Origin of the sequence: Brucella anthropi, from assembly GCF_046630315.1 — a bacterium.
Classification (GTDB): Bacteria; Pseudomonadota; Alphaproteobacteria; order Rhizobiales; family Rhizobiaceae; genus Brucella; species Brucella anthropi_A.
This window is the reverse complement of record NZ_LQBD01000039.1, coordinates 14,066-40,184: the sequence shown is the minus strand read 5'-3', so window position 1 is coordinate 40,184 and position 26,119 is coordinate 14,066. Positions and strand designations below refer to the sequence as shown.

Here is a 26,119-nt window from a genome sequence, read left to right as displayed (position 1 = left end):
TGCGCTATAATCTCACCATCAGACGATTCCTTTCAGAAGTTCCGATCTCATGCGTTTAGCCGTCAATCCCGCCGATAATCTTGCCGCCCTCATCCGCTGTCCATCCGTCACCCCCGCCGAAGGTGGGGCTCTGACCGCGCTGGAAGCCATGCTGAAGCCGATGGGCTTCTCGGTCGAGCGCCCCCTTTTCAGCGATGAAGACACGCCCGACATCGAGAACCTCTACGCACGCAAGTCCGGCAACGGCCCGCATCTCATGTTCGCAGGCCATACCGATGTGGTGCCGCCCGGCAATGAAGGCGACTGGAAACACCCGCCCTTCTCCGCCGCCATCGAAGACGGCGTGATGTACGGCCGCGGCGCGGTGGACATGAAAGGCGGCATCGCCTGTTTCGTGGCCGCGGTCGCCCGCCACATCGAAAAGCATGGCGACATCAAGGGCAGCGTTTCCTTCCTCATCACCGGCGACGAGGAAGGCCCGGCCGTCAATGGCACCGTCAAGCTGCTCGACTGGGCAAAGAAGCGCGGCGAAAGCTGGGACGCATCCATCGTCGGCGAGCCGACCAACCCCAACACGCTCGGCGACATGATCAAGATCGGACGGCGCGGTTCGCTTTCTGGCACGATCACCGTCCACGGCGTGCAGGGTCACGCGGCCTATCCGCATCTGGCCGAAAACCCGGTGCGCGGCATCACCACGCTGGTCGACAGCCTGCTTTATCCGGCTTTCGACGAAGGCACCGCGAATTTCCAGGCCAGCAATCTGGAAGTCACCACCATCGATGTCGGCAACAAGGCCACCAATGTCATTGCCAACAAGGCAACCGCCTCGTTCAACATCCGCTTCAACGACACATGGACGGCAGAGACCTTGCAGGCCGAAATCATGGCCCGGCTGGAAAAGGCCGCCCGCGACAATCGCCTGCGTCCGGGACGCGAAACGCCGATCGACTACGAACTGACCTGGCGCGAAGGCCCGAGCCATGTGTTCCTGACCCATGACGAAAAGCTGATCGGCACGCTGACCGCTTCCGTTGAGGCCGTTACCGGCAAGCGCCCGGAACTGTCGACTTCAGGCGGCACCTCCGATGCCCGTTTCATCAAGGATTACTGCCCCGTGGTCGAGTTCGGCCTTGTCGGGCAGACCATGCATATGGTTGACGAGCGCGTGGCCCTTGCCGATCTCGAAGGGCTGACACAGATTTATGAACGTTTCATCGCCGATTTCTTTGGGCCGATTTCTTTGGGTAACGCATAATCCCCAAAAGTCGCATGACTTTCCGCCGGGATGCCGCGAAACATTGGGAACCTCATGCCAAGCCTGGACGATATTTTCAGATATTTCTGGGGCGTCTGGAAAATGATGCTCGGGCGCAAGGAAGGACTGACCTATCTCGACATTTCCGCCGAGGGCTTCTGGTCGTCCTTTTATGCAATAGCAATTGCACTGCCGCCGCTATTCGCGAACTGGGTGTCCTATGCGGCGGACCTGACGGCGGGCCGCGAGGAAGCGGGCCTGCGCTTTGCCATCGTCACCCGCGCAGCCCTTGTGGACATAGCGGCGTGGGTCATCCCCCTCGTCATCATCGGCCTTCTCGCCAGACGGATCGGCATCGCCAAGCGCTATGCAGCCTTCGTGATCGCCACCAACTGGGGCAGCGCCCTGATCTCGTGGATATTCGCACCGATCACCTTGCTGCGATTGTTCTTTCCCGGACAGCTCGATGTCGCGACATTGTTCGCCATCGTCATGTTCGGCATATCCGTCGTGCTGGGCTATCGGTTGACATTCGTTGCGCTGCAGCGCCCGCACGCCTATGTGGCGCCATTCTTCGCCTGCGTTTTCTTCGGCTCGCTGTTCCTCACCGTCCTGCTGCAGCAAGTGCTGGGGATCGGTTTCGATCCGCACGCTTATTAGAAAGTTTGGCCTCTTGAGAGACCACCCTTCCTAAAAGGGAAAGGCGTAGTCGACACCGACCAGATAAAGCCCGTAAGGCGGGGCAACCTGGCCGCAAGCCTTGCGGTCACGCGCTTCGAGCGCGGCCTGCAGATCATCCGCCGTCCAGCGCCCGATGCCCACTTCCATCAGGCTGCCCGCAAAGGAACGCACCTGATTATGCAGGAAGGACCGCGCTGAAACGCGCATTTCAATCATGTCGCCATTGCGGGTGACATCAAGCCGGTCGAGCGTCTTGACCGGGCTCTTGGCCTGGCATTGCGTGGCGCGGAAAGTGGTGAAGTCATGCTCCCCCAACAGCCGCTTTGCCGCTTCATGCATTGCCCCGGCATCGAGCGGCTTCTGCACCCACCATGCGCGCTGATAATCGATGGCCAGAGGCGCACGGCGATTATGGATACGGTAGAGATAATGCCGGGCACGCGCGGAAAAACGCGCGTCGAATGTGTCGGTCGTCTTCTCGACATTCAGAATGCTGATGCGCTCATCCGCCATCACCAGATGGGCATTCACCGCATCGCGCACCTTGCCCGCGCCCCAATCCTTGGCAAGATCGACATGGACAACCTGCGCGGTCGCGTGAACACCCGCATCGGTGCGACCGGCGGCGCTCAATGTCAGATCCTCGCCGCAGAACTTCTTGAACGCCAGTTCGATGGCATTCTGCACCGCATGGCCGTTTTCCTGCCGCTGCCAGCCGACATAGGGCGTGCCGTCATATTCGACCGTGAGCTTGTAGCGCGGCACCGCTTAGAGAACCTTCGTAACCTGTGCGCCGCGCAGAAACTCCTGCGCAGGCAATGGCTTGCCGCCGGAACGTTGCAGCGTGACGAGCCGCACCGCCCCTTCCCCGCAGGCAATCGTCAGGCGATCGTCCAGCACCGTGCCCGGCGCGCCCGAACCTTCGCCCAGCGTGGAACGCTGCAACTTCACGCGCTCGACAGCGCCATTGATTTCCATCTCGCACCACGCGCCCGGAAAAGGCGACAGGCCGCGAATGGTGTTGTGCACATCCCTTGCCGGTTTCGACCAGTCGATGCGCGCCTCCGCCTTGTCGATCTTGGCGGCATAGGTGACGCCGTCTTCCGCCTGCGGCTGCAAGGCAAGGCTTTCACGCTCCAGCGCGCCCAGCGCGCGGATCATCAGGTCCGCGCCGATCATGCTCAGGCGATCATGCAACTCGCCTGCCGTCATGTCGGGCGTGATGGCAACCTTTTCGGCCATGGCGACAGGCCCGGTATCAAGCCCCGCATCCATCTTCATGATCATCATGCCGGTTTCCGCATCGCCTGCCATGATGGCGCGCTGGATGGGAGCCGCACCGCGCCAGCGCGGCAAAAGCGAAGCATGGCCATTATAGCAGCCAAGGCGCGGCGCATCGAGAATGGCCTGCGGCAGCAGCAGGCCATAGGCCACGACAATCGCGACATCGGCCTCGAAGCTTGCAAAAACGTCCTGCTCTTCTGCGTTTCTGAGGCTCTTCGGCGTGAATACCGGAATGCCGAACTGCTCCGCCTTTTCATGCACCGGCGACTTTGTCAGCTCCAGGCCTCTGCGTCCGGCCGGGCGCGGCGGCTGCGTATAGACCGCGACAACCTCATAACCGTGGCCGATGATGGCGGTGAGGATCGGCACGGAAAATTCCGGCGTCCCCATGAAAACGACACGCATTAAAGCACTTTCTTCGATGGCCGCTGGCTGGCGAGCTTCTTGAACTTCTTGATGACCATATCGCGCTTCAGCTTGGAAATATGGTCGATGAAGAGCACACCGTTCAGATGGTCGATCTCATGCTGCAGGCAGGTGGCCATCAGCCCGTCGGCTTCCATGGACTGCGGCTTGCCGTCGGCATCGAAATACTCGACCTTGACCGTCGCGGGGCGCTCGACCTCCGCATAATAATCCGGGATTGAAAGACAGCCCTCTTCATAGGTGCTGCGCTCGTCGGAGGACTGCACGATCGTCGGGTTGACGAAGACATGCGGCGCCTTCGGCTCGCCTTCCTTGGCAAGGTCGATGACGAGCATGCGGATCGGTTCCCCCACCTGAATGGCGGCAAGGCCGATGCCCGGCGCATCATACATGGTGTCGAACATATCGCCGGCGAATTTGCGCAATTGATCGTCGAAGCGTTCAACAGGCGCGGAAACCTGACGCAGCACGGGATCGGGAAGGATGATAAGCGGTTTTACAGACATGGGCTTTCACGTAATGGGTCAAGCGAGAATCGTCAATTCCACATTGCAAAATGTTCTTGTTTTGATCTCATCAACGCGTCACGAATCAGTTAAGCTCCCTTCATGGAAAATCAGAACCTCTTGAATGAGCCGCTTCTGCGGCTCGGCGCCACGTCCTTCACACTCGGCAACATCCTGCTGGCGGGCATTGTCGTGCTTGTGCTCTGCCTGTGCGTTTTTCTCATTGCGGCGACACGTTCCGCACGGCTTCGCGCGGTGGCCGAAGCACAGGCCGAGGACCGCGCCCGCGACGCGGAATTTCGCATGGCGGAAATCCTGAAGGCACAAGCCGAAATGCAGGGCCGGATGCAAACCATGGCGGAAGTGTTCGGCTCGCGGCAGGCCGAACTCAACCAGTCGATCCGCGAACGGCTCGACGGCATGACACACCGCATCGGCCAGACCATGACCGAGCAGACCCGCTCGACGCATGAGAACCTCGCCAAATTGCAGGAGCGCCTCGCCGTCATCGACACGGCGCAGAACAATATCCAGTCGCTCGCGGGCCAGGTGGTGCAGTTGCAGGCGATCCTCGCCAACAAGCAGACGCGCGGCGCTTTCGGCCAGTCGCGGATGGAGGCGATCATTGCCGACGGCCTGCCGCAGGGCGCCTATGAGTTTCAGGCAACGCTTTCCAACAGCACCCGCCCCGACTGCTTGGTGCGGATGCCCAACAATGCACCCTCTCTGGTGATCGACGCGAAATTCCCGCTTGAAGCCTGGAATGCCATGCGCGAAACGGAACAGCCGGAAGCGCGCAAGACAGCGGTTGCCCAGTTCCGCCGCGACATGGAAATCCATATCAAGGATGTATCCGACAAATATCTGATCCCCGGCGAAACGCAGGACACCGCCTTCCTGTTCGTGCCGTCGGAATCGATCTTCGCGGATATTCACGAGCATTTCGAGGCGTTGATCCAGCGTGCGCACCGGGCGCGGGTGGTGATCGTCTCGCCGTCCCTGCTAATGCTCTCCATTCAGGTCATTCAGGCGATCCTGAAGGATGCCCGCATGCGCGAGCAGGCGCATCTCATTCAGGGCGAAGTGATCCGGCTGATGGAAGATGTCGGCCGTCTGGACGAGCGCGTGCGCAAGCTGCAGACGCATTTCGTGCAGGCCAACAAGGATATCGACGATATTCTGGTCTCTTCCAACAAGGTGACGAAACGCGGCGCAAAGATCGAGGCGCTGGAATTCGGCCCTGCGCCCACGGAGGAACCTTCACGCCCACAGGCCAGACCGACGGAACCGGGTCAGCTACGCCTGCGCGTGGTGGATGAGGATTGATCCTGTTTTCCCTCCTCCTTCGATCCTTCGAGACGGTGCTTCGCACCTCCTCAGGATGAGGGAAGCGTGCAGGCCCTATCAAGTATTGACTGGCCGGTCCGAATGACCGAGATCGCGCTCCGGCCAGACGAGATCACGCACGCGCTGCTTCAACACCTTGGCTTCCGGGAAACCGCCGTCGCGCTTGCGCTCCCAGATGATTTCCTCGCTACCATCCGGCATATGAACGCGGATTTCAAAGACCCCGCCGGTGCCCGGACGAAGCGCCACTTCGCCCAAATCCTGCCCGAAAGTCTGCAACAGTTCCTGCGCCATCCACGCCGCCCGCAGCATCCAGTTGCATTGGGTGCAGTAGGTAATGGAGATGCGGGGATATGCGGACATTGATTTCAACCTTCTGAACACGAACAATCTTAAAGTCGATTGTCGCGACTTGTTAGGCAGGCAGACTTGCATCAACATCTATCCTCCAACGACAAGCGGGGGCAAGTCATGGAAATAACTGTCTACATTCTGCACTGTGCAGATGGTTCATATTATACCGGTCTCACCAAGCAGAACATTGAAGCGCGGTTGTGGGAACACAATGAAGGTATCTACGATAGCTATACGAAGAAGCGACGCCCCGTCGAGCTTGCCTTCACCGAGACGTATGACCGGATAGTCGATGCCATTGCGCGGGAACGGCAGATCAAGGGCTGGTCACGTGCAAAGAAAGAAGCTTTAATTGCGCTAAATTACGAAGGCTTGCCCGAACTGTCGAAGCGAAGATAGTCGTGCTTCACGCGACGTCGCTCCTTCCCCCTCCTCCCCCCTCATCCTGAGGAGGTGCCCTGAGCGAAGCGAAGGGGACCGTCTCGAAGGGCTGAGGGGGGAGCGCTGTCGCCCTCGCCCTTCGAGACGCCTCCTTGAGCTGCGCTCATGAGGCTCCTCAGGATGAGGACGAGATCGGCATCATCAAAGTTCAAAAAGAAAGGGCGCCTGAAGCGCCCAATCTGAAACCATATTCAACAAACCGCCAAGCGATCAATCATCACCCATCTTGAGCGCCTGAATAAAGGCCTCCTGCGGGATTTCGACCTTGCCGAACTGGCGCATGCGCTTCTTGCCTTCCTTCTGCTTTTCCAGAAGCTTGCGCTTGCGCGTCACGTCGCCGCCATAGCACTTGGCCGTCACGTCCTTGCGCAGCGCCGAGATTGTTTCGCGCGCCACGATGCGGCCGCCAATCGCCGCCTGGATCGGAATCTTGAACATGTGCTGCGGGATCAGTTCCTTCAGCTTTTCGCAGAGCGCACGGCCGCGCTTTTCCGCAGCCGTTCGGTGCACCAGCATCGAAAGCGCGTCCACCGGCTCTTCATTGACGAGGATCGACATCTTGACCAGATCGCCCTCGCGATAATCCGAAAGATTGTAGTCGAACGAGGCATAGCCCTTCGAGATCGACTTCAGGCGGTCGTAGAAATCGAACACCACTTCGTTGAGCGGCAGATCATAGGTGATCATGGCGCGCGGGCCGACATAGGTGAGATCGATCTGGATGCCGCGGCGTTCCTGGCAAAGCTTCATGATCGCGCCGAGATAATCGTCCGGCGTCATGATGGTTGCCTTGATCCACGGCTCCTCGATGGCCGCGATCTTGACCACATCCGGCATGTCGGCGGGATTGTGCAGTTCCTTCTCGGTGCCGTCCGTCATTTTCAGGCGATAGACGACCGAAGGTGCGGTCGTGATGAGGTCGAGATTGAACTCGCGCTCAAGCCGCTCCTGAATGATTTCCAGATGCAGAAGACCGAGGAAACCGCAGCGGAAGCCGAAGCCAAGGGCCGCAGAGGTTTCCATTTCGAACGAGAACGACGCATCGTTGAGGCGCAGCTTGCCCATGGCGGCGCGCAGGTCTTCGAAATCCGCCGCATCGACCGGGAACAGGCCGCAGAACACCACCGGCTGCGCGGGTTTGAAGCCAGAGAGCATCTTTTCCGTCGGGCGGCGATCATCGGTGATCGTATCGCCGACGCGGGTATCGGCCACTTCCTTGATCGAAGCGGTGATGAAGCCAAGCTCGCCGGGGCCGAGATCGTCCACCTGAACCATCTTCGGCGTGAACACGCCGGTGCGTTCCACCGGATATTTCGCGCCCGTGCCCATCATGCGGATGGTCTGGCCCTTTTTCAGAACACCATCGATGACGCGCACCAGAACGATGACGCCGAGATAGGAGTCGTACCAGCTGTCGACCAGCATGGCCTTCAGCGGCGCGTTGCGGTCGCCTTCCTTCGGCGCGGGCAGCTTGTTGACGATGGCTTCCAGCACGTCCTCGATACCGAGGCCGGTCTTCGCGGAAATCTCCACAGCGTCGGAAGCGTCGATGCCGATCACTTCCTCGATCTGCTGCTTGACGCGCTCCGGCTCGGCGGCGGGCAGGTCGATCTTGTTCAGCACGACCACAATTTCGTGGTTGTTGTCGATCGCCTGATAGACATTGGCCAGCGTCTGGGCTTCCACGCCCTGGGAGGCATCCACCACCAGAAGCGAGCCTTCGCACGCGGCCAGCGAACGCGAGACTTCATAGGCGAAGTCGACGTGGCCGGGCGTGTCGATCAGGTTCAGCACATAGTCTTCGCCGTTCTTCGCCTTGTAGGAGAGACGGACGGTCTGTGCCTTGATGGTGATGCCGCGCTCGCGCTCGATATCCATCGAGTCGAGGACCTGATCCTTCATCTCGCGCGTGTCCAGCCCGCCGGTCAACTGAATGAGGCGGTCGGCCAGCGTCGATTTGCCGTGGTCGATATGGGCGACGATCGAAAAATTGCGAATATGGTCTAGTGGTGTGCTCATGCGCGCGATTTAACAGCAAGCCACCAAATTTCAAAGGAGTATTCGTTCCAAAATACGGGAAAACCGGCAGCTTTCGCAATCGTGACAACAAGTCCCCTTTGCCTTGTGGCAAAAAGGCGATAAATCACCGCTCGAATAGCGTGCTTTCATGCAGGAGTTTAGGATGAAGACCGAACCGAACGAAGTCCACAACAGGCCGAAACTCGTCACCGTTTTCGGCGGCTCCGGCTTTGTCGGGCGCGCGGTCGTGGCGGCTCTCACCAAGCGCGGCTACCGTGTGCGCGTTGCCGTGCGCAAGCCGGAAGTTGCCTATTACATGGCCCCGCTCGGCAATGTCGGCCAGATCCAGATGGTGCAGGCCAATGTCCGCAACCGCGCTTCGGTCGATCATGTCGTCAAGGGCTGCGACCATGTCGTGAACCTCGTCGGCATTCTGGCCGAAAGCGGCCGCCAGCGTTTCAACACCGTTCAGGTGCTGGGTGCCAAGAACATTGCCGAAGCCGCCAAGGCCGCAGGCATCCGCATGACGCATGTGTCCTCGCTTGCAGCCGACGTCAACTCGCCATCGGCTTATGCGCGCACCAAGGCGGAAGGCGAAAATGCCGTCCTTTCCGTTCTGCCGGATAGCGTCATCCTGCGCCCGTCGATCATTTTCGGCCCCGAAGACCGCTTCTTCAACCGCTTCGCCAACATGGCGCGCTTTTCGCCGTTCCTGCCGGTCATCGGCGGCGGCGAGACAAAACTCCAGCCGGTCTATGTCGGCGATGTGGCGGAAGCCGTGGCCCGTGCCGTTGACGGCAAGCTGATGCCGGGCGGTGTCTACGAGCTTGGCGGTCCCGATGTGCAGCCGTTCAGGAACTGGATGAAGGACATGCTCGGCGTCATCGCCCGCAAGCGCATGATCGTTTCCATGCCGTGGTGGGTTGCCCGTTTGCAGGCATCGGTTCTCAGCCTGCTGCCGAACCCGATGCTCACCAACGATCAGGTGACGCTCTTGAAATTCGACAATGTGGTTTCCGAAAAGGCCATCAAGGAAGGCCGCACGCTGCAAGGCATGGGTATTAAGCCGGAAGGTGTTGACGCCGTGCTGCCATCCTATCTGTGGCGCTATCGCGTGGCTGGCCAGTACACCAAGACCGGCTTTGCGTGAACGGCAGCCGGAAGCGGAAATGATCAAGGGGCCGAAAGGCCCCTTTCTTCTTGGTCAGTTCCAGATCAGCAAGGCGGCAAGACCCGCGGAGCCGACGATCAGCCGCCACCAGCCGAACAGCTTGAAACCGTGGCGGGACACATAGTCGAGCAGGTGACGCACGACGAAGACACCGGAAATGAACGCCATGACAAAGCCCACCACGATCAGCGCGCCGTCGTTGAACGACAGGATATTGCGGCTCTTGTAGAGGTCATAGGCAAAGGCGCCCGCCATGGTCGGCATGGCGAGGAAGAACGAAAACTCCGCCGCCGAACGCTTGTCCGCCCCCAGCAGCAGCGAGCCGACGATGGTGGAACCGGAGCGCGACACGCCGGGGATCATGGCCAGACACTGGATGAAGCCGATGGCAAGGCAGATCGGCAGCGGATAATCCATGACATCGTGATAGCGCGGGCGAAGATCGAGCTGGTCCACCCAGAGCAGGATGAAACCGCCGATGATGAGCATGATGCAGACCAGCATCGGCGTTTCGAACAGCACGCTCTTGATGAAACCATGCGCCAGCGCGCCGATGACGGCAGCGGGCAGAAAGGCAACCAGAATGCCAAGGACAAAGCGCCGCGTGCGGGCATCGCGGGGAAAATCGGTCAGGATTTTCATGAGCTTTGCCGAATAGACGGTCAGGATGGCCAGAATGGCGCCAAGCTGGATCAGCACCTCGAAGGTCTTTCCTGTGGATTCAAAACCCAGAAAATGGCCGATCAGCAACAAATGCCCGGTGGAGGAAACCGGGATAAATTCGGTCAAACCTTCAACAAGACCGAGAAACGCGGCTTCCAGCAGATTAAAAACATCCATGAAGTCAGCACCTTAGAATAGTGGGCACGATGATGGCGGCAGGACCGGACCGCGATTGCAATTGTTGAGGCGACAACGAACACGCCCTGCGATTGCTTGTCTCACGCAGACATAGCCCTTATAGACTTTATATTCCGTTGAGGCGGCGTCGAATCGCTTGGAAGCAGGAATAGCCTGCTGCATGCGCAAACGCCAGCCGCCGTGCTGTCTCCGGATGTTCAATTCAAGCTTCAATCGAGAGTCTCGCGTCGATCATGCTTACGCTTTTTCATCATCCCATGTCTTCGGGTTCGCGCTATGTGCGGCTCATCCTCGGCGAATATGGCGTTGAAGCGGAGCTGATCGAGGAACGGCCATGGTCGCGCCGCAAGGAGTTCCTGGCGCTGAACCCGGCTGCGACCCTGCCGGTCCTTCTGGCGGAAAACGACCTGCCGGTCGTCGGCGCGACGGTGATTGCCGAATATCTGGATGAAACGCGCGGCGCCTTGAAACGCAGCCGCCGCCTTCTGCCGGAAAGCCCGATGGAGCGCGCCGAAGTGCGCCGCCTTGTCGACTGGTTCCTGCTGAAATTCGAAAACGAAGTGACGCGCCATATCGCCCGCGAACGTGTGTTCAAGCTCCAGATGGCGGCGGAAATGGGCGGCAGCGCGCCGGATTCGACCGCCATCCGCGCCGCCCGCACCAATATCCGCCAGCACATGAAATATATCGACTGGCTGGCCGCGACCCGCGACTGGCTTGGCGGCGCGCATCCAAGCTATGCCGACATGGCGGCGGCGGCCTCCATTTCCGTGCTCGATTATCTGGGCGAAATCGAGTGGGGTGAAACCAAAGCGGCGCGTGACTGGTATGCCCGCATGAAATCGCGCCCGGCCTTCCGCCCATTGCTCTCCGACCGTGTGCGCGGGCTTGCCCCGGTGGCCCATTATGGCGATCTCGACTTCTAGTTCGAAGACAGACAGGCTGAAGCGCTTCCTGATCGAAGAGGCGAAGGCGGTCGGCTTCGATGCCGTCGCCTTCACCACGCCGGATGCCATCCCGCAAGCGCCCGAACGGTTGCGGCAATATATTGCCGATGGCCACCATGCCGACATGGAATGGATGGAGGAAACCGAGGCGCGCCGTAGCGATCCGAGCGTGCTGTGGCCGGAAGTCCGTTCCATCATGATGCTGGCCATGAATTACGGGCCGGACGTCAATCCGCTCGCCATTCTGGACGAGAAGGACCGCGCGGCCATATCGGTCTATGCGCAGAACCGCGACTATCACGACATCATCAAGGGCAAGCTCAAGCATGTGGCAAGCCGCTTTGCCGCCCGCGCCGGACAGGATGTCAAGGTGTTCGTCGATACGGCGCCCGTCATGGAAAAGCCTCTGGCTGCGGCCGCGGGTCTTGGCTGGCAGGGCAAGCACACCAATCTGGTAAGCCGCGAGCTTGGCTCGTGGCTGTTCCTCGGCTCGATCTTCACCACGGCGGAAATCCCGCCCGACGAGCCGGAACGCGACCATTGCGGCTCCTGCCGCGCCTGTCTCGATGCCTGCCCGACCAAGGCTTTCCCCTCGCCCTATCGCATCGATGCGCGGCGCTGCATTTCCTATCTCACTATCGAGAACAAGGGGCCGATCCCGCACGAATTCCGTAAAGTCATGGGCAACCGCATCTATGGCTGCGACGACTGCCTTTCCGTCTGCCCGTGGAACAAATTTGCGCAGGCCACCAGCGAAATGAAGCTGAAAGCCCGCGACGACCTGAAAGCGCCGCGTCTGGCCGATCTGCTGGCGCTGGACGATCCGACTTTCCGCACGCTCTTTTCCGGCTCTCCGGTAAAGCGCATCGGGCGCGACCGTTTCATCCGCAATGTGCTGATCGCTACTGGTAATTCCGGCGACGCGGCTCTTCTGCCCGATGTCGAACACCTGCTGGAAGACCAGGCGCCGGTCGTGCGCGGCGCGGCCATATGGGCGTTGAAGCAATTGGCCGATCCCGACCGTGTGGCCGAAATGCAGAAACGTCTGGCCTCCTCGGAAGAGGATGCTACGGTACGGGCAGAGTGGATGATGGAGGAAGTTTGATGCGCATTTTTCTGTTCGGAGCCGGTTATTCAGCCAAAGCCCTTGCACAAAGGATGGCCGGCGAGGCGGAGCGCATCGATGGAACCACCCGGCACGAGCAGAAATTCCCGCACCTTGAACAGGCAGGCATCAAGCCGATGCTGTTTGACGGCGAGACGCCCTCGCCCGACCTTCTGGACCGGCTTGCCCAATCGACCCATGTGGTGGTTTCGATTTCGCCCGGCGAGAGCGGCGATCCGGCGGTCGCCGTCGTTGAAGAAGCGCTTCGCCGTCCCGACAACACCATTCGCTGGATCGGCTATCTGTCGACGGTCGGCGTCTATGGCGACCATCAGGGCGCGTGGGTGGACGAGACTGCCCCCTGCAAGCCTGCCTCCCGCCGCAGCCTGGAGCGCGTCGAGGCCGAAGAGGCATGGGGAAGATTGAGCGAACGGCACGGAACGCCGCTCGCGATCTTGCGCCTTTCCGGCATTTACGGGCCGGGCCGCAATGCCTTCGTCAATCTGCAACGCGGCACGGCACGGCGCATCGTCAAGGACAATCAGGTCTTCAACCGCATCCATGTCGATGACATTGCCGGCGCCTTGCGCTTTCTGGCCGGAACGAACACGGGCGGCATTTTCAATATCACCGACAATGAACCGAGCCCGCCGCAGGATGTCGTCACCTATGCAGCCGAACTGATGGGCGTGACACCGCCGCCGGAAATCCCGTTTGCACAAGCCGATATGACGCCGATGGCGCGCTCCTTCTATGGCGAGAACAAGCGCGTCGCCAACCAGCGCATCAGGGATCTCGGCTACGAATTTGCCTGGCCCGACTACAGGACGGCCTTTTCGGCCATGTGGCGCGACGACAGCTGGCGCTGATTGCCCCGCGTCTTGATGGCCTGCCAGTCACACAGCATAATGCCCGCAATTCGGTTGTCGTGATTCGCAGCCGTCCCCGGCAAAACTGGAATTGCCCCATGATTGCAAACAGATTGAAGTCGATCGTTCTCGCAGCCTCGCTTGCCGCAATGATGGCGCCCGACGTCGTGCCCATGGCCATGGCGGAAGACATGCCGGCCAAACAGGCCTTCGGCGGCGAAGTGCTTCCTGTTCTGGCCGAGCAGCCGCAATCCATCGGCTTTTATGCCAAGGGATGCCTCGCCGGCGCCGTGGCGCTGCCGACGGACGGGCCCAACTGGCAGGTGATGCGCCTTTCGCGCAACCGCCGCTGGGGGCACCCGCGCATGATCGGCCTTCTGGAAAAACTGTCCCGCGATGCGGCAAAAGACGGCTGGCCCGGCCTGCTCGTCGGCGACATTTCGCAGCCGCGCGGCGGGCCGATGCTGACCGGCCATGCCTCGCATCAGGTCGGCCTCGATGCCGACATCTGGCTGACGCCCATGCCGAAGAAGCGGTTTACCGATGCCGAACGCGAGAGCGTTTCCGCCGTCTCGATGCTGAAACCGGATTCGCTCTATGTCGACCCGAAAAAGTGGACGCCCGCCCGCACGGCCCTCATCAGACATGCCGCCAGCTATCCGGAAGTCGAGCGCATCTTCGTGCATCCCGGCATCAAGAAGCAGCTTTGCGACACCGTGACCGGCGACAGAAGCTGGCTCGGCAAGGTGCGCCCCTATTGGGGGCATTTCTACCATTTCCATGTGCGCCTGACCTGCCAGCCCGGTTCGCCCCAATGCAAGCCGCAGCCGAAAGTGGCAGCCGGCGACGGCTGCGACAAGTCGCTTGCCTGGTGGTTTACCGACGAGCCGTGGAAGCCTGCAAAGCCATCGAAGGAACCGCCCAAAAAGCCGCGTCCGGTGATGGTTTCCGATCTGCCCAAGGCCTGCGCCGCCGTCCTCAACGGCCCTGCGCCGAACTCGGTCGCCGATGTCACCTACGGCGTGCAGTAAAAAGCTTTTCCGCTTTTCACGCCCTTGGCGCTTCGCTATAGATTTAAAACGATTTAGAATACCGGAGCGGTTCCGTTCGGACAGAGCCGTCGGAACCGCTCCGGCTCTTTATTCCATCGCATTTTCCCACGCAAAACCGTTTCACACTTTTGCTGGAAATGCTCTAATGACAAGGTTATCAGCTCATAAGGTTGCTCATTCATGACGGAACGCCTGCGCATTGCATTGATCGCCCATGACCAGAAGAAGGACGACATGGTCGCCTTCGCAAAAGCGCATGAAAAGGCTCTGGCCCGCTATGACATCGTGGCGACGGGCACGACCGGCGGCCTCATTCTGGATGCCTGCCCATCGCTCAGCATTCGGCGCGTGAAAAGCGGGCCGCTCGGCGGCGACCAGCAGATCGGCGCGATGATCGCGGAAGGCACGGTGGAAGTGCTCATCTTCTTCATCGACCCGCTGTCGCCGCTTCCGCACGATGTCGATGTGAAGGCGCTGACGCGCCTCGGCAGCGTCTATGACATTCCGATGGCGCTCAACCGCGCGACCGCCGAAAAGCTCATCAAGGCGCTTGATTGATCCGGCACGACCAGCCAATAGGCGAAGACATGACCAGGGAGAGGACATGCAAGTGACTAGCCACGCCGAACAGGGTTTCCCGTTTCCGGTACTCGTCGGCGATATCGGCGGCACCAATGCCCGCTTCGCCATTCTGGTGGATTCCAATGCCGCGCCGAAGGAATTTCCGGTTCTCCAGACGGCGAATTACGCCACCATTGATGAGGCGATACAGAGCGCCATTCTCGATCACAGCTCGATCCGGCCGCGTTCCGCCATTCTCGCCGTGGCCGGTCCCGTCGACGGCGACGAGATCGACCTCACCAATTGCGACTGGGTTGTGCGCCCGAAGAAGATGATCGCCGATCTCGGCTTCGAGGATGTGACCGTGGTGAACGATTTCGAGGCGCAGGCGCTCGCCGTCGTATCGCTCGGCAGCGATCATCTGGAACAGATCGGCGGCAGGCCGGACGAGGTGATCGCTACCCGCGTCGTGCTTGGGCCGGGCACGGGGCTTGGCGTTGCCGGTCTTGTGCGCACGCGCCATGCATGGGTGCCGGTGCCGGGCGAAGGCGGGCATATCGATATCGGCCCGCGCACGGAACGCGACTATCAAATCTTCCCGCATATCGAGCGCATCGAGGGCCGTGTCGCGGGCGAGCAGATCCTGTGCGGGCGCGGCCTGCGCAATCTCTATCTTGCCATCTGCGCCGCCGACAGGGTGACGCCAACACTGGAAACACCCGCCGACATCACCTCGGCCGGGCTTGACGGCAGCAATGCGCAAGCCGAGGAAACCCTGCATCTGTTCGTCACCTATCTCGGGCGCATTGCGGGCGATCTGGCGCTGGTCTTCATGGCGCATGGCGGCGTCTATCTTTCCGGCGGCATTCCGCAGCGCATTCTTTCCGCGCTGAAGGCTGGTGCCTTCCGCGAAGCATTCGAGGACAAGGCCCCGCACAAGGCCATAATGCGCGATATTCCTGTCCGCGTGATCACGCATCAGCTTGCAGCCCTTGCCGGGCTTTCCGCCTTTGCGCAGGCCCCTGCCCGTTTCGAAGTCGCGACCGAAGGACGCCGCTGGCGCATCGCGTGAGCAGTAAAGCTTGAGGATGGTCAAGCCGCACGGATAACGTTATAGAAACGCTGCACTGGAATTGCCGCTGGCTTTTTCAGTGCAGCGTTTCCATATGGGACATTGTATTTTTCAACGCTAGCCGCCGGTCTGCGGGGGCTAAGAGACAAAAAGCGCTTTGGCACGTGAGTCTATTCAAGAAGAAAAACAAGAAGATCGATACGGGCGAAGCCACCCGCGTAATCCGGCGCATGATGTCGGAAAACATCCGCGAATATAAAAAGAACTACATTATCGCCATCCTCGCATCGCTCATCGTCGGCGCATCGAATGGCGCGCTGGCCTATCTGATGAAGCCGATGATCGACAAGATCTTCTACGAGCAGAATCTCGGCCTCGTCTGGGTCATTTGCGGTACATTGCTGGTCATCTTCATCCTGCGCGGCTTTTCCGGCTACATACAGGCCGTGGAACTCGCCAAGATCGGCAACAATCTGGTCGCGCGCTATCAAAAGCGCATTTTCGACCATCTGATGAAGCTCGGTCTCGATTTCTACAACGACACCCGTTCCGGCCATCTGGCGGCGCAGATCAACCAGAATGTTTCCGGCATTCGCGATCTTCTCAACATGACGATCTCGTCGATCGCGCGCGATCTCATCTCGCTTGTCGGCCTCGTCGGCACGATGTTCTACATGGACCCGGTCCTGTCCGTCGCGATCTTCCTGATCGGACCGCCGCTCATCCTGGCCGTTGCCTATATTTCGCGCCGCATCCGCTCCGTCACCCGCGATCTCGTGCATCTCAACTCCCACCTGCTGGGTGCGATGCAGGAATCGATCCAGGGCATCGCCATCGTCAAGGCTTTCACGATGGAGGATCAGCTGCGCGCCAAGATCGGCAGCCTCATCGACCAGTCCGAAGGCCGCAGCAACAAGATCGCCAAGGTTTCCGAGCGCACGACGCCCATTTCCGAAATGCTGGCCGGTTTTGCCGTCGCCGGTGTGCTGGCCTATAGCGGCTATCGCGCCATTCTCGAACAGCAGCCGCCCGGCGCCACCTTTGCCTTCATCACCGCAATGCTGCTTGCCTATGATCCGGCGCGCCGCCTCGCCCGCCTTCAGGTCGGGCTGGAAAAGGCGCTCGTCAATGCGCGCATGATCTATGAAGTGCTCGATATCGAGCCGCGCCAGCGCGATCTTGCAAACGCCGTGGAACTGAAAGCCGGTCCCGGCGAAATCCGCTTCGAGGATATCCATTTCTCCTATAACGAGACCGCCCCGGTGCTGCATGGCGTGAGCTTCGTCGCCAAGGCGGGCGAAACCACTGCCGTGGTCGGCGCTTCGGGCGCGGGCAAGTCGACGCTCATCAATCTGGTCCAGCGCTTCTACGATCTTGATAGCGGCAGGATCCTGTTCGACGGGCAGAATATTGCGCAGGTCAAGAAACAGTCCTTGCGCCATGCCATCGCCTATGTCTCGCAGCAGCCCTATCTGTTTGAAGGCACCATTGCCGACAATATCCGCTATGGCCGCCCGGACGCGACGGATGAGGAAATCATCGAGGCGTCGAAGCTTGCCCATGCGCATGAGTTCATCCTGCAACAGCCGCAGGGCTATGACACTCCGGTCGGCGAAAACGGCGTGACGCTTTCCGGCGGCCAGCGCCAGCGCGTTTCGATTGCCCGCGCCATCGTGCGCAATGCGCCGGTTCTCCTGCTCGACGAGGCGACATCCGCCCTCGACAATGAATCGGAAAAGCGGGTCCAGCAGGCGCTGGAAGGCATCATGCAAAACCGCACCACAATCGTGATTGCGCACCGCCTTTCCACGGTGGTCAATGCGGATCGCATCGTGGTGATGGAAGCCGGTCGCGTGGTGGAGGAAGGTCGTCACGACGATCTGATCGCCATCCAGAACGGCGTCTATGCCCGCTTCTATCAATTGCAGAGCGGCAGCGGCGATATCATCACCGAAAGGACGGCGGAAGAATTGCGGACAGGAGAACCCCGATGAGCGAAGAAACCGGGAACAGCGAAATGGGCCTCGTCGTGGTCGGGGCTGGCGGACGCATGGGCCAGACCCTGATTCGCACCATCCAGACCATCGAAGGCGCGAAACTGGTTGGCGCCATCGAACGGTCCAGCTCTCCCCTTCTGGGCCGCGATGCAGGTGAAGTCACCGGCATAGGCCCGCTCGGCGTGACCATCACCGACGATCCGCTGCCGGTTTTCGCCAGGGCGCAGGGCGTTCTCGATTTCACAAGCCCCGCGGCAAGCGTGGAATTTGCAGGCCTTGCCGCGCAGGCACGCATCGTCCACGTCATCGGGACCACGGGCTGCTCGGCGGAAGACGAGGAGAAAATCCGCGCCGCCGCCCGCCACGCAACCATCGTCAAGTCCGGCAATATGAGCCTCGGCGTCAATCTTCTGTCCGTTCTGGTGCAGAAGGCCGCGCAAGCGCTCGACCCGCAGGATTTCGACATTGAAATTCTCGAAATGCATCACAAGCACAAGGTCGACGCGCCATCCGGCACCGCGCTGCTTCTCGGCGAAGCGGCAGCCAAGGGACGCGACATTGCCTTGACGGAAAACAGCGTGCGTGTGCGTGACGGCTATACCGGCCCGCGCGAAACCGGGACGATCGGCTTTGCCACGCTGCGCGGCGGCTCGGTCATCGGCGACCATTCGGTGATTCTCGCCGGTTCCGGCGAACGCGTCGTTCTCTCGCATCATGCCGAAGACCGTTCGATCTTCGCGCGCGGCGCGATCAAGGCCGCGCTTTGGGCCCATGGCAGGAAGCCCGGCCTCTATTCCATGCTCGACGTTCTCGGGCTGAATGACTGATTATCTTTGTTAACGGAGCGTTGCATATGTCTCGTACTCTCGTCCTGGTCCGTCACGGTCAAAGCGAATGGAACCTCAAGAACCTTTTCACCGGATGGCGCGATCCGGGCCTGACCGAACAGGGCCATGCCGAAGCAAAGGCCGCCGGCCAGCGCCTGAAGGCTGCGGGCCTCAAGTTCGACATCGCCTATACCTCCGCGCTGTCGCGCGCGCAGGTGACTTGCCAGCACATTCTGGACGAACTCGGCCAGTCCGATCTCAAGACGATCCGCGATCAGGCCCTCAACGAACGCGACTATGGCGATCTGTCCGGCCTCAACAAGGACGATGCCCGCGCCAAGTGGGGTGAGGAACAGGTGCATATCTGGCGCCGTTCCTACGACGTTCCGCCTCCCGGCGGCGAAAGCCTGAAGGACACCGGCGCGCGCGTCTGGCCCTATTATTTGCATACGGTGCAGCCGCATGTGCTGCGCGGCGAGACGGTTCTGGTTGCGGCCCACGGCAATTCACTGCGCGCGCTCATCATGGCGCTCGACGGCCTGACGCCGGAACAGATTCTCAAGCAGGAGCTCAATACCGGCGTTCCGGTCATCTACCGGCTCAATGCTGATTCGACCGTCGCTTCGAAGGAAATCCTCGAAGCCTGATAGCTGTCTGGCAGCGAATTTGTCGGGCGCACCAGCGCGCCCGTCCCTCTTTTCAACGCGAAAAAAGCATCGGCTGAAAAAAAGCTGGCTGAATGTCGAAAACGCGATTGACAGAGGCAGGTCGACCCCTTAGATGGGTCCTCGTCGCCCAGATGGCGGAATTGGTAGACGCACCAGCTTCAGGTGCTGGCGCTCGCAAGGGCGTGGAGGTTCGAGTCCTCTTCTGGGCACCATTTCCAAGTCTTCGGACCACTACCAAGGTCCAGAAGCAGCCCAAAAAGCCCGCGCAAGCGGGCTTTTTTGTTGCCCGATCATTGTTTGGCGTCTCGCGCTTTACGTCCTCTGTCCCACCCAATATATTAGCAATCGATGCAGTTTTCTCCTTCCGAACGCGACGCTTTTTTCCAATTGCTGAAATGGCGGCGCGATGTCCGTCATTTCAGCGACAAAGCGGTGGATCATCAAATCATCGAAGCCCTGCGGGAGGCGATGGATTACGCCCCTTCCGTCGGCAATGCGCGCCCCTGGCGGGTCATTTCCGCCGAAAGTGCCGCAACACGCACAGCCGTCCACGATATCTTTCTGGAAGCCAACCGGTCAGCCGCCGAGATTTATGAGGGGCCGCGTGCGGAGCATTATCGGGATTTGAAGCTGGAGGGCATCCGCATTGCTCCCGTCCAGCTTGCCGTTTTCACCGAAACCGCACCCGTCGAGGGGCACGGTCTCGGCAGGCAATCCATGGCCGTCACCCTGGAGCACAGCACGGCGATGGCGATCCACAATCTCAATCTGGCGGCACGCTCGTTCGGGCTCGGCGTCGGCATGGTTTCCATTCTCGACCCACGCGCGATGGAAACGCTTTTCCGGGTCGAACCGAGCTGGCGCTTCAGCCTTTACCTGTGCATCGGCTGGCCGCTGGCGGATGACGACACCCCCCTGCTGCACAAAAATGGCTGGCAGAAAAACAAGCCGACGGTCTGGCGGCGCGCCTGAGCGCCCGCGATGCTTGTCAACAGCCCTATGCATTGTGCCTATTGCGCAAGACTTGCGATTGACGGCACAATCCCCTGCCTTTTACTTAATTTCATTGCCTGCAAATATCATGACAGGGAGCGACCATGCGCCGGAAAGGCTTGCTGGAATTCGGCAGAAACAGAACGCTTTACGGCCTGTTTCTGGTCTGCGCGGCCTGCGCCATTGCGGGCAGTCTCATGCGCTATGGCGGCGAGGATTCCATCTGGCGCTGGCTGCATTATCTGACCAAGCCGACTGCGACGCTGCTGCTGCTGGCAGCCGTTCTTTGTGCCCCGCGCCCCCAATCGAAATCCTATGGCCTTGCGGTCGCCTTCGGCCTGGCCTTTGCCGCCCTCGGTGATTTTTTCCTGATGCTGCCCGGCGATTATTTTCTGGCGGGCCTGATCTGCTTTCTCATCACCCATTGCGCCTATATCTACGCGCTTTGCCGCCATGCGCGCTTTGCCGCGCATAAGGGCGTCTTCGTCCTTTTCGCCATCGTCGCCTGCGCCATCATAGCCGGTCTCTGGCCGTCGCTGCCGACGCCCATGAAAATCCCGGTCATCATCTATGCCGCCGCCCTCGGCATCATGGCCGCACAGGCCATGAGCCGCGCGCTCGGCACCACGCCGGAAACCCCGCAGCGCTATGCCGCCTGGCTTGCCGCGGCAGGCGGCCTCTTTTTCATGGCAAGCGACACGCTGCTGGCCTTCGGGCGGTTCAGCCTCGACATTCCCCTCAATGGCCTGTGGGTGCTTGCAACCTATTATGCGGCGCAGTTCCTTTTTGCCCGGTCGACGGAGAATTTTGCCTATGGCGACTGAAGAACAGGCCCTGCAAACCGCATTCCAGCGCCTGCGTCAGGCATGGCTGGCCGACCGCCCCGCCTATGAACAGCGTCTGGACGACCTGAAACGCCTGCGTGAAAGGCTTGAAGCGCGGCTGGATGAAATGGCGAAAGCCATCGGCGCGGATTTCGGCAACCGGTCGCGGCATGAAACCCTGCTCGCCGAGGCCAGTATCGTCTTTGCCGAAATCGACGATGCCCTGCACAATCTCAAGCGCTGGATGAAACTGAAACGCCGCAAGGCCGGCTGGAAAATGTGGCCCGCCAAGGCCGAAATCCGCTATGTGCCGCTGGGCGTGGTGGGGGTCATCGCGCCGTGGAACTATCCGGTCAATCTGGCGCTGGCCCCGCTTGTCGCGGCAATCGCAGCCGGAAACCATGTTTTCCTGAAACCGTCCGAACACACGCCGCGCACCGCCGCATTCCTGCAAGGCCTGCTCGCCGAAGTGTTCCCGGAGGATCGTGTTGCCGTGGCGCTGGGGGATGCGTCGCTTTCCGCGCAATTTTCGGCGCTGCCCTTCGACCATCTCTTCTTCACCGGCTCCACCGCCGTCGGGCGCAAGATCATGGCGGCGGCGGCACAGAACCTGACGCCTGTGACGCTTGAACTCGGCGGCAAATCGCCCGCCATCGTCAGCGAGAACGCCAACCTCAAGCGCGCCGCCCGCGCAATCGCGACCGGAAAATTCTTCAATGCCGGACAGACCTGCATCGCGCCGGATTATGTGCTGATCCATCACAGCCGGCGCGACGAATTCGTGAGCCTTCTGCGTGCCGAGATGGAGGCGCGCTACGGCGGCGCATCGGCGGAAAAGGACCGCACGACGATCATCAACGACGCGCAGGAAGCACGGCTGTCGAAACTGCTGGCCGATGCGGCAGAGAGGAGCGAGGCCATCATCGAACTTCTGCCACGGACCGCCCAGCCGCGATCAATGGCGCCAGCACTCGTGCTGGAACCGGCCAAAGACAGCGCGATCATGCGGGAGGAGATTTTCGGGCCGCTTCTGCCGGTCGTCAGCTATCGCCTGCTGGACGAGGCTATCGCCCATGTCCTGCTGCTTGACCGTCCGCTGGCGCTATACTGCTTCAGCGACAACACGGCGGAAACTGAAATGATGCTCGGCAGCATCGTTGCCGGCGGCGTCTGCGTCAACGATACGCTCTATCATTTCGCCTGCGGCGACCTGCCTTTCGGCGGGGTGGGCGCAAGCGGCATGGGCCAGTATCACGGCCATGACGGTTTTCTCACCTTTTCCAAGGCCATGCCGGTCCTGACCAAATATGCCCCGGCGCCGAGCGATCTCATCAGGCCGCCCTATACCGGTTTCACGGACAGGCTGGTCCGCTTCATTGCGCGGTAAAGCCAGGCAACCATCAACAGGTATCGTGTTCAGCACCACAGATCGCCGGATTGTGTAGGGAATTGCTATTCAAACAGATATACAATCTGCCTATATAGAGACCGGTTGCCGGTTTATCGCACCGGCCCATATTCCAGGCTCAGGACCTATTAATTTGACGGGTGAATAACGGGTGCTGAAGAAGAAAGAACCAAACCGGATATCGAAATCCATTTTGACGGCCATCCGCAACAGGCCGGGTTACAGGCCGCTCAACGCCAATATTACCGGCGGTGATATCGTCATTGCATCCTACAATGTCCACAAATGCATCGGGATCGACAAGCAGTTCAATCCGCAGCGCACGGCTGAAGTCATCAGCGAGATCGACGCGGATGTGATCGCCTTGCAGGAGGCCGACAGGCGTTTCGGCGAGCGGTCCGGCCTGCTCGATCTGGGTCTGCTCGAACGCCGCCATGGGCTTGTTCCCGTTCCCATCACCGCCACGATGCCCAAGGGCCACGGCTGGCACGGCAATGTGCTTTTGTTCCGCGAAGGCGTGGTGCGCAATGTGCAGCAGCTCACCCTGCCCGGCGTGGAGCCGCGCGGCGCGCTGGTCGCAGACTTGCAGTTTCCGGCTGGCCCCTTGCGCATCATCGCCGCGCATCTGGGTCTTCTGAAGCGCTCCCGCGAGCAGCAGGCCGAGAGCATTCTCGGTGCCCTGCAGGAGGCGGATACGCTGCCGACGCTCTTGATCGGCGACCTCAACGAATGGCGCGTCGGCAAGCGCTCCTCACTGGCAGCCCTCATGCCGACATTCAACCATGTGGCAACCGCCGTCCCGAGCTTTCCCTCGCGCTTTCCGGTTTTTGCGCTGGATCGCGTGCTGGGCGCACCGCACAATCTGGTTACATCGGTTGAGGTGCACAACACGCCGCTGGCGCGCCTGGCATCCGATCACCTGCCCATCAAGGCGCATCTGGACCTGAGAACAGCCATGGAGCTTCTGGAAAGCCACAATCCCGAAATGGCGTCGAAAAGCGCTGAAATATAGCGCCCCTATCAGAGATAGGGCGAACCCAGCCATATAATCCGGTCCAGCAGGCGCTCAAGGAATGGCCGGCTGTTCAGGCGCGCGAGATTGACCTCGCGGCTTCCCTCGATCACCTTGCCGATACGCTCCTCCACCCGGCGCGCCACATCGCGGTCGAGGATTTCAAGATCGACCTCGAAATTGAGCCGCAGCGAGCGCGGATCGATATTGGACGATCCGACATAGGACCATGCGCCGTCGATGGTCATCAGCTTTGAATGATTGAAAGCGCCGCCCGCCCGCCAGATGCGGCAGCCATCCTTCAGGAGTTGGTCGAACTGGGCGCGCATGGCGCGGTCCACCAGCTTCAGATTGTTGACGCCCGGCACGACGATATCCACCGACACGCCGCGCCGCGCCGCCGTCACCAGCGCGCTGATCAACTCGCGGTCCGGCAGAAGATAGGGCGTCATGATGAGGATATGCTGCTCGGCAATCGAGAAGGCGCCCATCATCATGCGATGGTTGGTTTCCACATTCCGGTCGGGGCCTGAACCGACGACACGCACCAGCGTTCCCGTTCCCGGCGGGTGCTCCGGCGGCGCGATCTTCCAGGCCTCGCCGGTCAAAAGTTCGCCGGTCGCAAAGCGCCAGTCCTCGGAGGCGATATGAAAGAGATCGGCAATTGCCGGGCCTTGCAGCCTGAAATGCGTATCGAGGGCAACCGCATCGCCCGCTATCGCGCGCACGAACCCGGCGCGAATGTTCATGCCGCCGGTAAAGGCGAGCCTGCCGTCGACGATGAGAATCTTGCGGTGGGTGCGCAAATTCGCATAAGGCAGGCGCAGCCCGATGATGATATTGCCGTTGAACACATCGACGGCGACGCCCTTGTCCTTCAAAAGCTTGACGATGCTCGGAAAGGAATAGCGCGCGCCGACCGCATCGACCAGCACGCGCACTTCCACGCCGCGCCGGACCGCATCGCCAAGCGCATCGGCAAATTTTTCGCCGATGCCGTCGCGGTCGAAAATATAGGTTTCCAGCATGATGCTGCGCTCGGCCCGGCCAATGGCGTCGAGCATCGCGGCATAGGCCTCGTCGCCCGTTTCCAGCATCTCGATGCTGTTGCTGCTGGTGAAATCATAGAGGCTGACCGCATCGCCCAATATCTTCATCGCGCCGAACTGGCGCCCGAAGGCGGCGCGCACCAGATCGTTCGTCGTGTCGAAATGCGACAGGTGATAGAGCGCGATCCTGCCCATGCTGGCGCGCTGCTGGGTGAGCGTCGAGCGCCGGATGCGGTTTACCCCCGCAATGGCATAGACCACCGCCCCCACGATGGGCGACAGCACGATCACGCCGACCCAGCCGATGGCGGTGCGCACCTCTTCCTTCGTCATGGTCGCGTGAATGGCGGCAATTGCGCCCAGAACGCCCGAAAGGACGAACAGGATATGCGGCCAGTAGTGGGAAACGAGATCGAGCATCACACGAACTTTAAGCGGAAAACGACTGCAATAGCAAAGAGATATAATGCGCCTGAGACCGAACGAACAGTAGCCGCGACACCGCCCCGCCCATGGTGGGCACAAACTCGGCAGGCGCGGATTTCCCCGGACCGCAGTGAAATACAAGGTTATCCGGCACCTGAACGGGGATAAACCGCCATTTGCAACCAGTATTATGAAGAATGCAACTATTGTGATAGACTAGTCAAATTTCGGACATGCCTTATATAGCTCCCAAGACATGAACATTTGAGGAACGACCTATGGCAACTGCTCATAATGATTTCGACCGGCCGACCTTTCCAAAGGAACTTTCCAGCAAATGGGGATGGTTCGTCGCCCTTGGGGTGGCGCTGCTGATCCTCGGAGGCATCGCCTTCGGCAATCTCGTCCTGGCCACCGTGGTCTCGGTCTACTATGTCGGTCTGATGATGCTGATCGGCGGCGTCATCGAGATCATTCACGCTTTCGGCGTCAAGAGCTGGGGCAGCTTCTTCTTCTGGCTCCTGAGCGGCCTGCTCTATACCGCAGCCGGCATCGTCGCCTTCGTCAATCCGGGACTGGCGGCGGGTGTGCTGACCTTCCTTCTGGCGGCGGCGCTGATCGGTTCCGGCGCCTTCCGCATCTGGATGGGCTTCAAGTCGAAACCGTCCGCGGGCTGGGGCTGGATCGTGGCGGCTGGTGTCATCACGCTGCTGCTCGGCATCATCATCGCCATGCAATGGCCGGTCAACAGCCTCTTCATTCTCGGCCTTTTCCTGGCGATCGACCTGATCTTCCAGGGCTGGTCCTTCATTGCCTTCGGCCTTGGCATCAAGAGCCGGTAAGCATCGCACTGTACCGACAAGGCGGCGCGTACTGGGCGGCGCATACTGGGCGGCGCGTACTGCGCCGCTTTTTCATTTGAACTCGACCTTTCGGCCAAGTCCTGCTAGATGCTGCCCAG

The 26,119-nt window shown here is 60.5% G+C and carries 26 protein-coding genes and 1 tRNA gene; 20 read left to right on the top strand and 7 right to left on the bottom strand.

Features of this window, described 5'->3' with window-relative positions:
* Positions 1 to 49: 49 nt before the first annotated feature.
* Both dapE and AVM02_RS18710 read left to right on the top strand, forming a co-directional pair.
* A complete protein-coding gene (dapE, locus tag AVM02_RS18715) occupies positions 50 to 1,258 on the top strand; it encodes a succinyl-diaminopimelate desuccinylase (protein WP_411508408.1) in 1,209 nt (402 codons plus the stop codon).
* Positions 1,259 to 1,312: 54 nt separating this feature from the next.
* Complete coding sequence (locus AVM02_RS18710) at positions 1,313 to 1,918, top strand: hypothetical protein (protein ID WP_411508407.1); 606 nt, start codon at positions 1,313 to 1,315, stop codon at positions 1,916 to 1,918.
* 30 nt (positions 1,919 to 1,948) lie between these two features.
* Here the strand turns inward: AVM02_RS18710 and truA are convergent, their stop codons facing one another.
* From truA to def, 3 genes are read right to left on the bottom strand one after another with little or no spacing between them, the layout of a single operon-like run.
* On the bottom strand, positions 1,949 to 2,704 hold the full coding sequence (gene truA, locus AVM02_RS18705; RefSeq protein ID WP_411508406.1) for a tRNA pseudouridine(38-40) synthase TruA: 756 nt from the start codon (positions 2,702 to 2,704) through the stop codon (positions 1,949 to 1,951).
* Positions 2,705 to 2,707: 3 nt separating this feature from the next.
* A complete protein-coding gene (gene fmt / locus AVM02_RS18700) occupies positions 2,708 to 3,628 on the bottom strand; it encodes a methionyl-tRNA formyltransferase (RefSeq protein WP_411508405.1) in 921 nt (306 codons plus the stop codon).
* On the bottom strand, positions 3,628 to 4,155 hold the full coding sequence (def, locus tag AVM02_RS18695) for a peptide deformylase (protein WP_411508404.1): 528 nt from the start codon (positions 4,153 to 4,155) through the stop codon (positions 3,628 to 3,630). The genes fmt and def overlap by 1 nt, the downstream gene beginning before the upstream one ends.
* A gap of 102 nt (positions 4,156 to 4,257) precedes the next feature.
* On the opposite strand from def, the gene AVM02_RS18690 reads away from it, so the two are divergent.
* Positions 4,258 to 5,481, top strand: coding sequence for a DNA recombination protein RmuC (locus AVM02_RS18690; protein ID WP_411508403.1), 1,224 nt, complete (start codon positions 4,258 to 4,260; stop codon positions 5,479 to 5,481).
* Between the two features lie 78 nt (positions 5,482 to 5,559).
* Here AVM02_RS18690 and AVM02_RS18685 read toward each other — a convergent pair whose 3' ends face one another.
* Positions 5,560 to 5,865 (bottom strand): SelT/SelW/SelH family protein, encoded by a 306-nt coding sequence (locus AVM02_RS18685; protein ID WP_411508402.1) that lies wholly within the window; start codon positions 5,863 to 5,865, stop codon positions 5,560 to 5,562.
* A gap of 108 nt (positions 5,866 to 5,973) precedes the next feature.
* Here AVM02_RS18685 and AVM02_RS18680 point away from each other — a divergent pair, with 108 nt between their 5' ends.
* The gene (locus AVM02_RS18680; RefSeq protein WP_121981688.1) at positions 5,974 to 6,255 is read left to right on the top strand and encodes a GIY-YIG nuclease family protein; all 282 of its coding nucleotides are present in this window, start codon (positions 5,974 to 5,976) and stop codon (positions 6,253 to 6,255) included.
* A 252-nt stretch (positions 6,256 to 6,507) separates the two neighbouring features.
* Here the strand turns inward: AVM02_RS18680 and lepA are convergent, their stop codons facing one another.
* On the bottom strand, positions 6,508 to 8,316 hold the full coding sequence (lepA, locus tag AVM02_RS18675) for a translation elongation factor 4 (RefSeq protein ID WP_411508401.1): 1,809 nt from the start codon (positions 8,314 to 8,316) through the stop codon (positions 6,508 to 6,510).
* Positions 8,317 to 8,479: 163 nt separating this feature from the next.
* Here lepA and AVM02_RS18670 point away from each other — a divergent pair, with 163 nt between their 5' ends.
* Positions 8,480 to 9,466 carry a complex I NDUFA9 subunit family protein gene (locus tag AVM02_RS18670; protein WP_411508400.1) on the top strand — a complete coding sequence of 329 codons (987 nt, stop codon included), beginning with the start codon at positions 8,480 to 8,482 and terminating at the stop codon, positions 9,464 to 9,466.
* Positions 9,467 to 9,520: 54 nt separating this feature from the next.
* Here AVM02_RS18670 and AVM02_RS18665 read toward each other — a convergent pair whose 3' ends face one another.
* Complete coding sequence (locus tag AVM02_RS18665) at positions 9,521 to 10,327, bottom strand: undecaprenyl-diphosphate phosphatase (RefSeq protein ID WP_411508399.1); 807 nt, start codon at positions 10,325 to 10,327, stop codon at positions 9,521 to 9,523.
* Between the two features lie 254 nt (positions 10,328 to 10,581).
* On the opposite strand from AVM02_RS18665, the gene AVM02_RS18660 reads away from it, so the two are divergent.
* The 14 genes from AVM02_RS18660 (at position 10,582) to AVM02_RS18595 (ending at position 23,683) form a co-directional block, all read left to right on the top strand.
* Positions 10,582 to 11,274 carry a glutathione S-transferase family protein gene (locus AVM02_RS18660; protein ID WP_006467595.1) on the top strand — a complete coding sequence of 231 codons (693 nt, stop codon included), beginning with the start codon at positions 10,582 to 10,584 and terminating at the stop codon, positions 11,272 to 11,274.
* Complete coding sequence (gene queG / locus AVM02_RS18655; protein WP_411508398.1) at positions 11,255 to 12,400, top strand: tRNA epoxyqueuosine(34) reductase QueG; 1,146 nt, start codon at positions 11,255 to 11,257, stop codon at positions 12,398 to 12,400. Before AVM02_RS18660 ends, queG begins: the two co-directional genes overlap by 20 nt.
* Positions 12,400 to 13,269, top strand: coding sequence for an SDR family oxidoreductase (locus AVM02_RS18650; protein WP_411508397.1), 870 nt, complete (start codon positions 12,400 to 12,402; stop codon positions 13,267 to 13,269). Before queG ends, AVM02_RS18650 begins: the two co-directional genes overlap by 1 nt.
* Before the next feature lie 98 nt (positions 13,270 to 13,367).
* On the top strand, positions 13,368 to 14,300 hold the full coding sequence (mepA, locus tag AVM02_RS18645) for a penicillin-insensitive murein endopeptidase (RefSeq protein WP_411508396.1): 933 nt from the start codon (positions 13,368 to 13,370) through the stop codon (positions 14,298 to 14,300).
* A gap of 201 nt (positions 14,301 to 14,501) precedes the next feature.
* A complete protein-coding gene (locus tag AVM02_RS18640; protein WP_411508395.1) occupies positions 14,502 to 14,879 on the top strand; it encodes a methylglyoxal synthase in 378 nt (125 codons plus the stop codon).
* A 46-nt stretch (positions 14,880 to 14,925) separates the two neighbouring features.
* A complete protein-coding gene (locus tag AVM02_RS18635) occupies positions 14,926 to 15,954 on the top strand; it encodes a glucokinase (RefSeq protein ID WP_411508394.1) in 1,029 nt (342 codons plus the stop codon).
* 164 nt (positions 15,955 to 16,118) lie between these two features.
* Complete coding sequence (locus AVM02_RS18630; RefSeq protein WP_411508393.1) at positions 16,119 to 17,948, top strand: ABC transporter ATP-binding protein; 1,830 nt, start codon at positions 16,119 to 16,121, stop codon at positions 17,946 to 17,948.
* On the top strand, positions 17,945 to 18,778 hold the full coding sequence (gene dapB, locus AVM02_RS18625; RefSeq protein ID WP_411508392.1) for a 4-hydroxy-tetrahydrodipicolinate reductase: 834 nt from the start codon (positions 17,945 to 17,947) through the stop codon (positions 18,776 to 18,778). Before AVM02_RS18630 ends, dapB begins: the two co-directional genes overlap by 4 nt.
* A gap of 26 nt (positions 18,779 to 18,804) precedes the next feature.
* A complete protein-coding gene (locus tag AVM02_RS18620; RefSeq protein WP_121981677.1) occupies positions 18,805 to 19,425 on the top strand; it encodes a 2,3-bisphosphoglycerate-dependent phosphoglycerate mutase in 621 nt (206 codons plus the stop codon).
* 146 nt (positions 19,426 to 19,571) lie between these two features.
* Positions 19,572 to 19,658: transfer RNA gene (locus AVM02_RS18615), tRNA-Leu, on the top strand.
* A gap of 136 nt (positions 19,659 to 19,794) precedes the next feature.
* Complete coding sequence (gene bluB / locus AVM02_RS18610; protein ID WP_411508391.1) at positions 19,795 to 20,418, top strand: 5,6-dimethylbenzimidazole synthase; 624 nt, start codon at positions 19,795 to 19,797, stop codon at positions 20,416 to 20,418.
* Positions 20,419 to 20,543: 125 nt separating this feature from the next.
* Positions 20,544 to 21,263 (top strand): lysoplasmalogenase, encoded by a 720-nt coding sequence (locus tag AVM02_RS18605; RefSeq protein ID WP_411508390.1) that lies wholly within the window; start codon positions 20,544 to 20,546, stop codon positions 21,261 to 21,263.
* Positions 21,253 to 22,650 carry a coniferyl aldehyde dehydrogenase gene (locus tag AVM02_RS18600; RefSeq protein WP_411508389.1) on the top strand — a complete coding sequence of 466 codons (1,398 nt, stop codon included), beginning with the start codon at positions 21,253 to 21,255 and terminating at the stop codon, positions 22,648 to 22,650. The genes AVM02_RS18605 and AVM02_RS18600 overlap by 11 nt, the downstream gene beginning before the upstream one ends.
* A gap of 172 nt (positions 22,651 to 22,822) precedes the next feature.
* Entirely contained in the window at positions 22,823 to 23,683 is an 861-nt protein-coding gene (locus AVM02_RS18595) for an endonuclease/exonuclease/phosphatase family protein (RefSeq protein ID WP_411508388.1), read from the top strand.
* 8 nt (positions 23,684 to 23,691) lie between these two features.
* Here the strand turns inward: AVM02_RS18595 and AVM02_RS18590 are convergent, their stop codons facing one another.
* Positions 23,692 to 25,152, bottom strand: a complete 1,461-nt coding sequence (locus AVM02_RS18590; protein WP_411508387.1) for a phospholipase D-like domain-containing protein — start codon at positions 25,150 to 25,152, stop codon at positions 23,692 to 23,694.
* Between the two features lie 284 nt (positions 25,153 to 25,436).
* On the opposite strand from AVM02_RS18590, the gene AVM02_RS18585 reads away from it, so the two are divergent.
* Positions 25,437 to 26,000 (top strand): HdeD family acid-resistance protein, encoded by a 564-nt coding sequence (locus tag AVM02_RS18585; RefSeq protein ID WP_411508386.1) that lies wholly within the window; start codon positions 25,437 to 25,439, stop codon positions 25,998 to 26,000.
* Positions 26,001 to 26,119 lie beyond the last annotated feature (119 nt).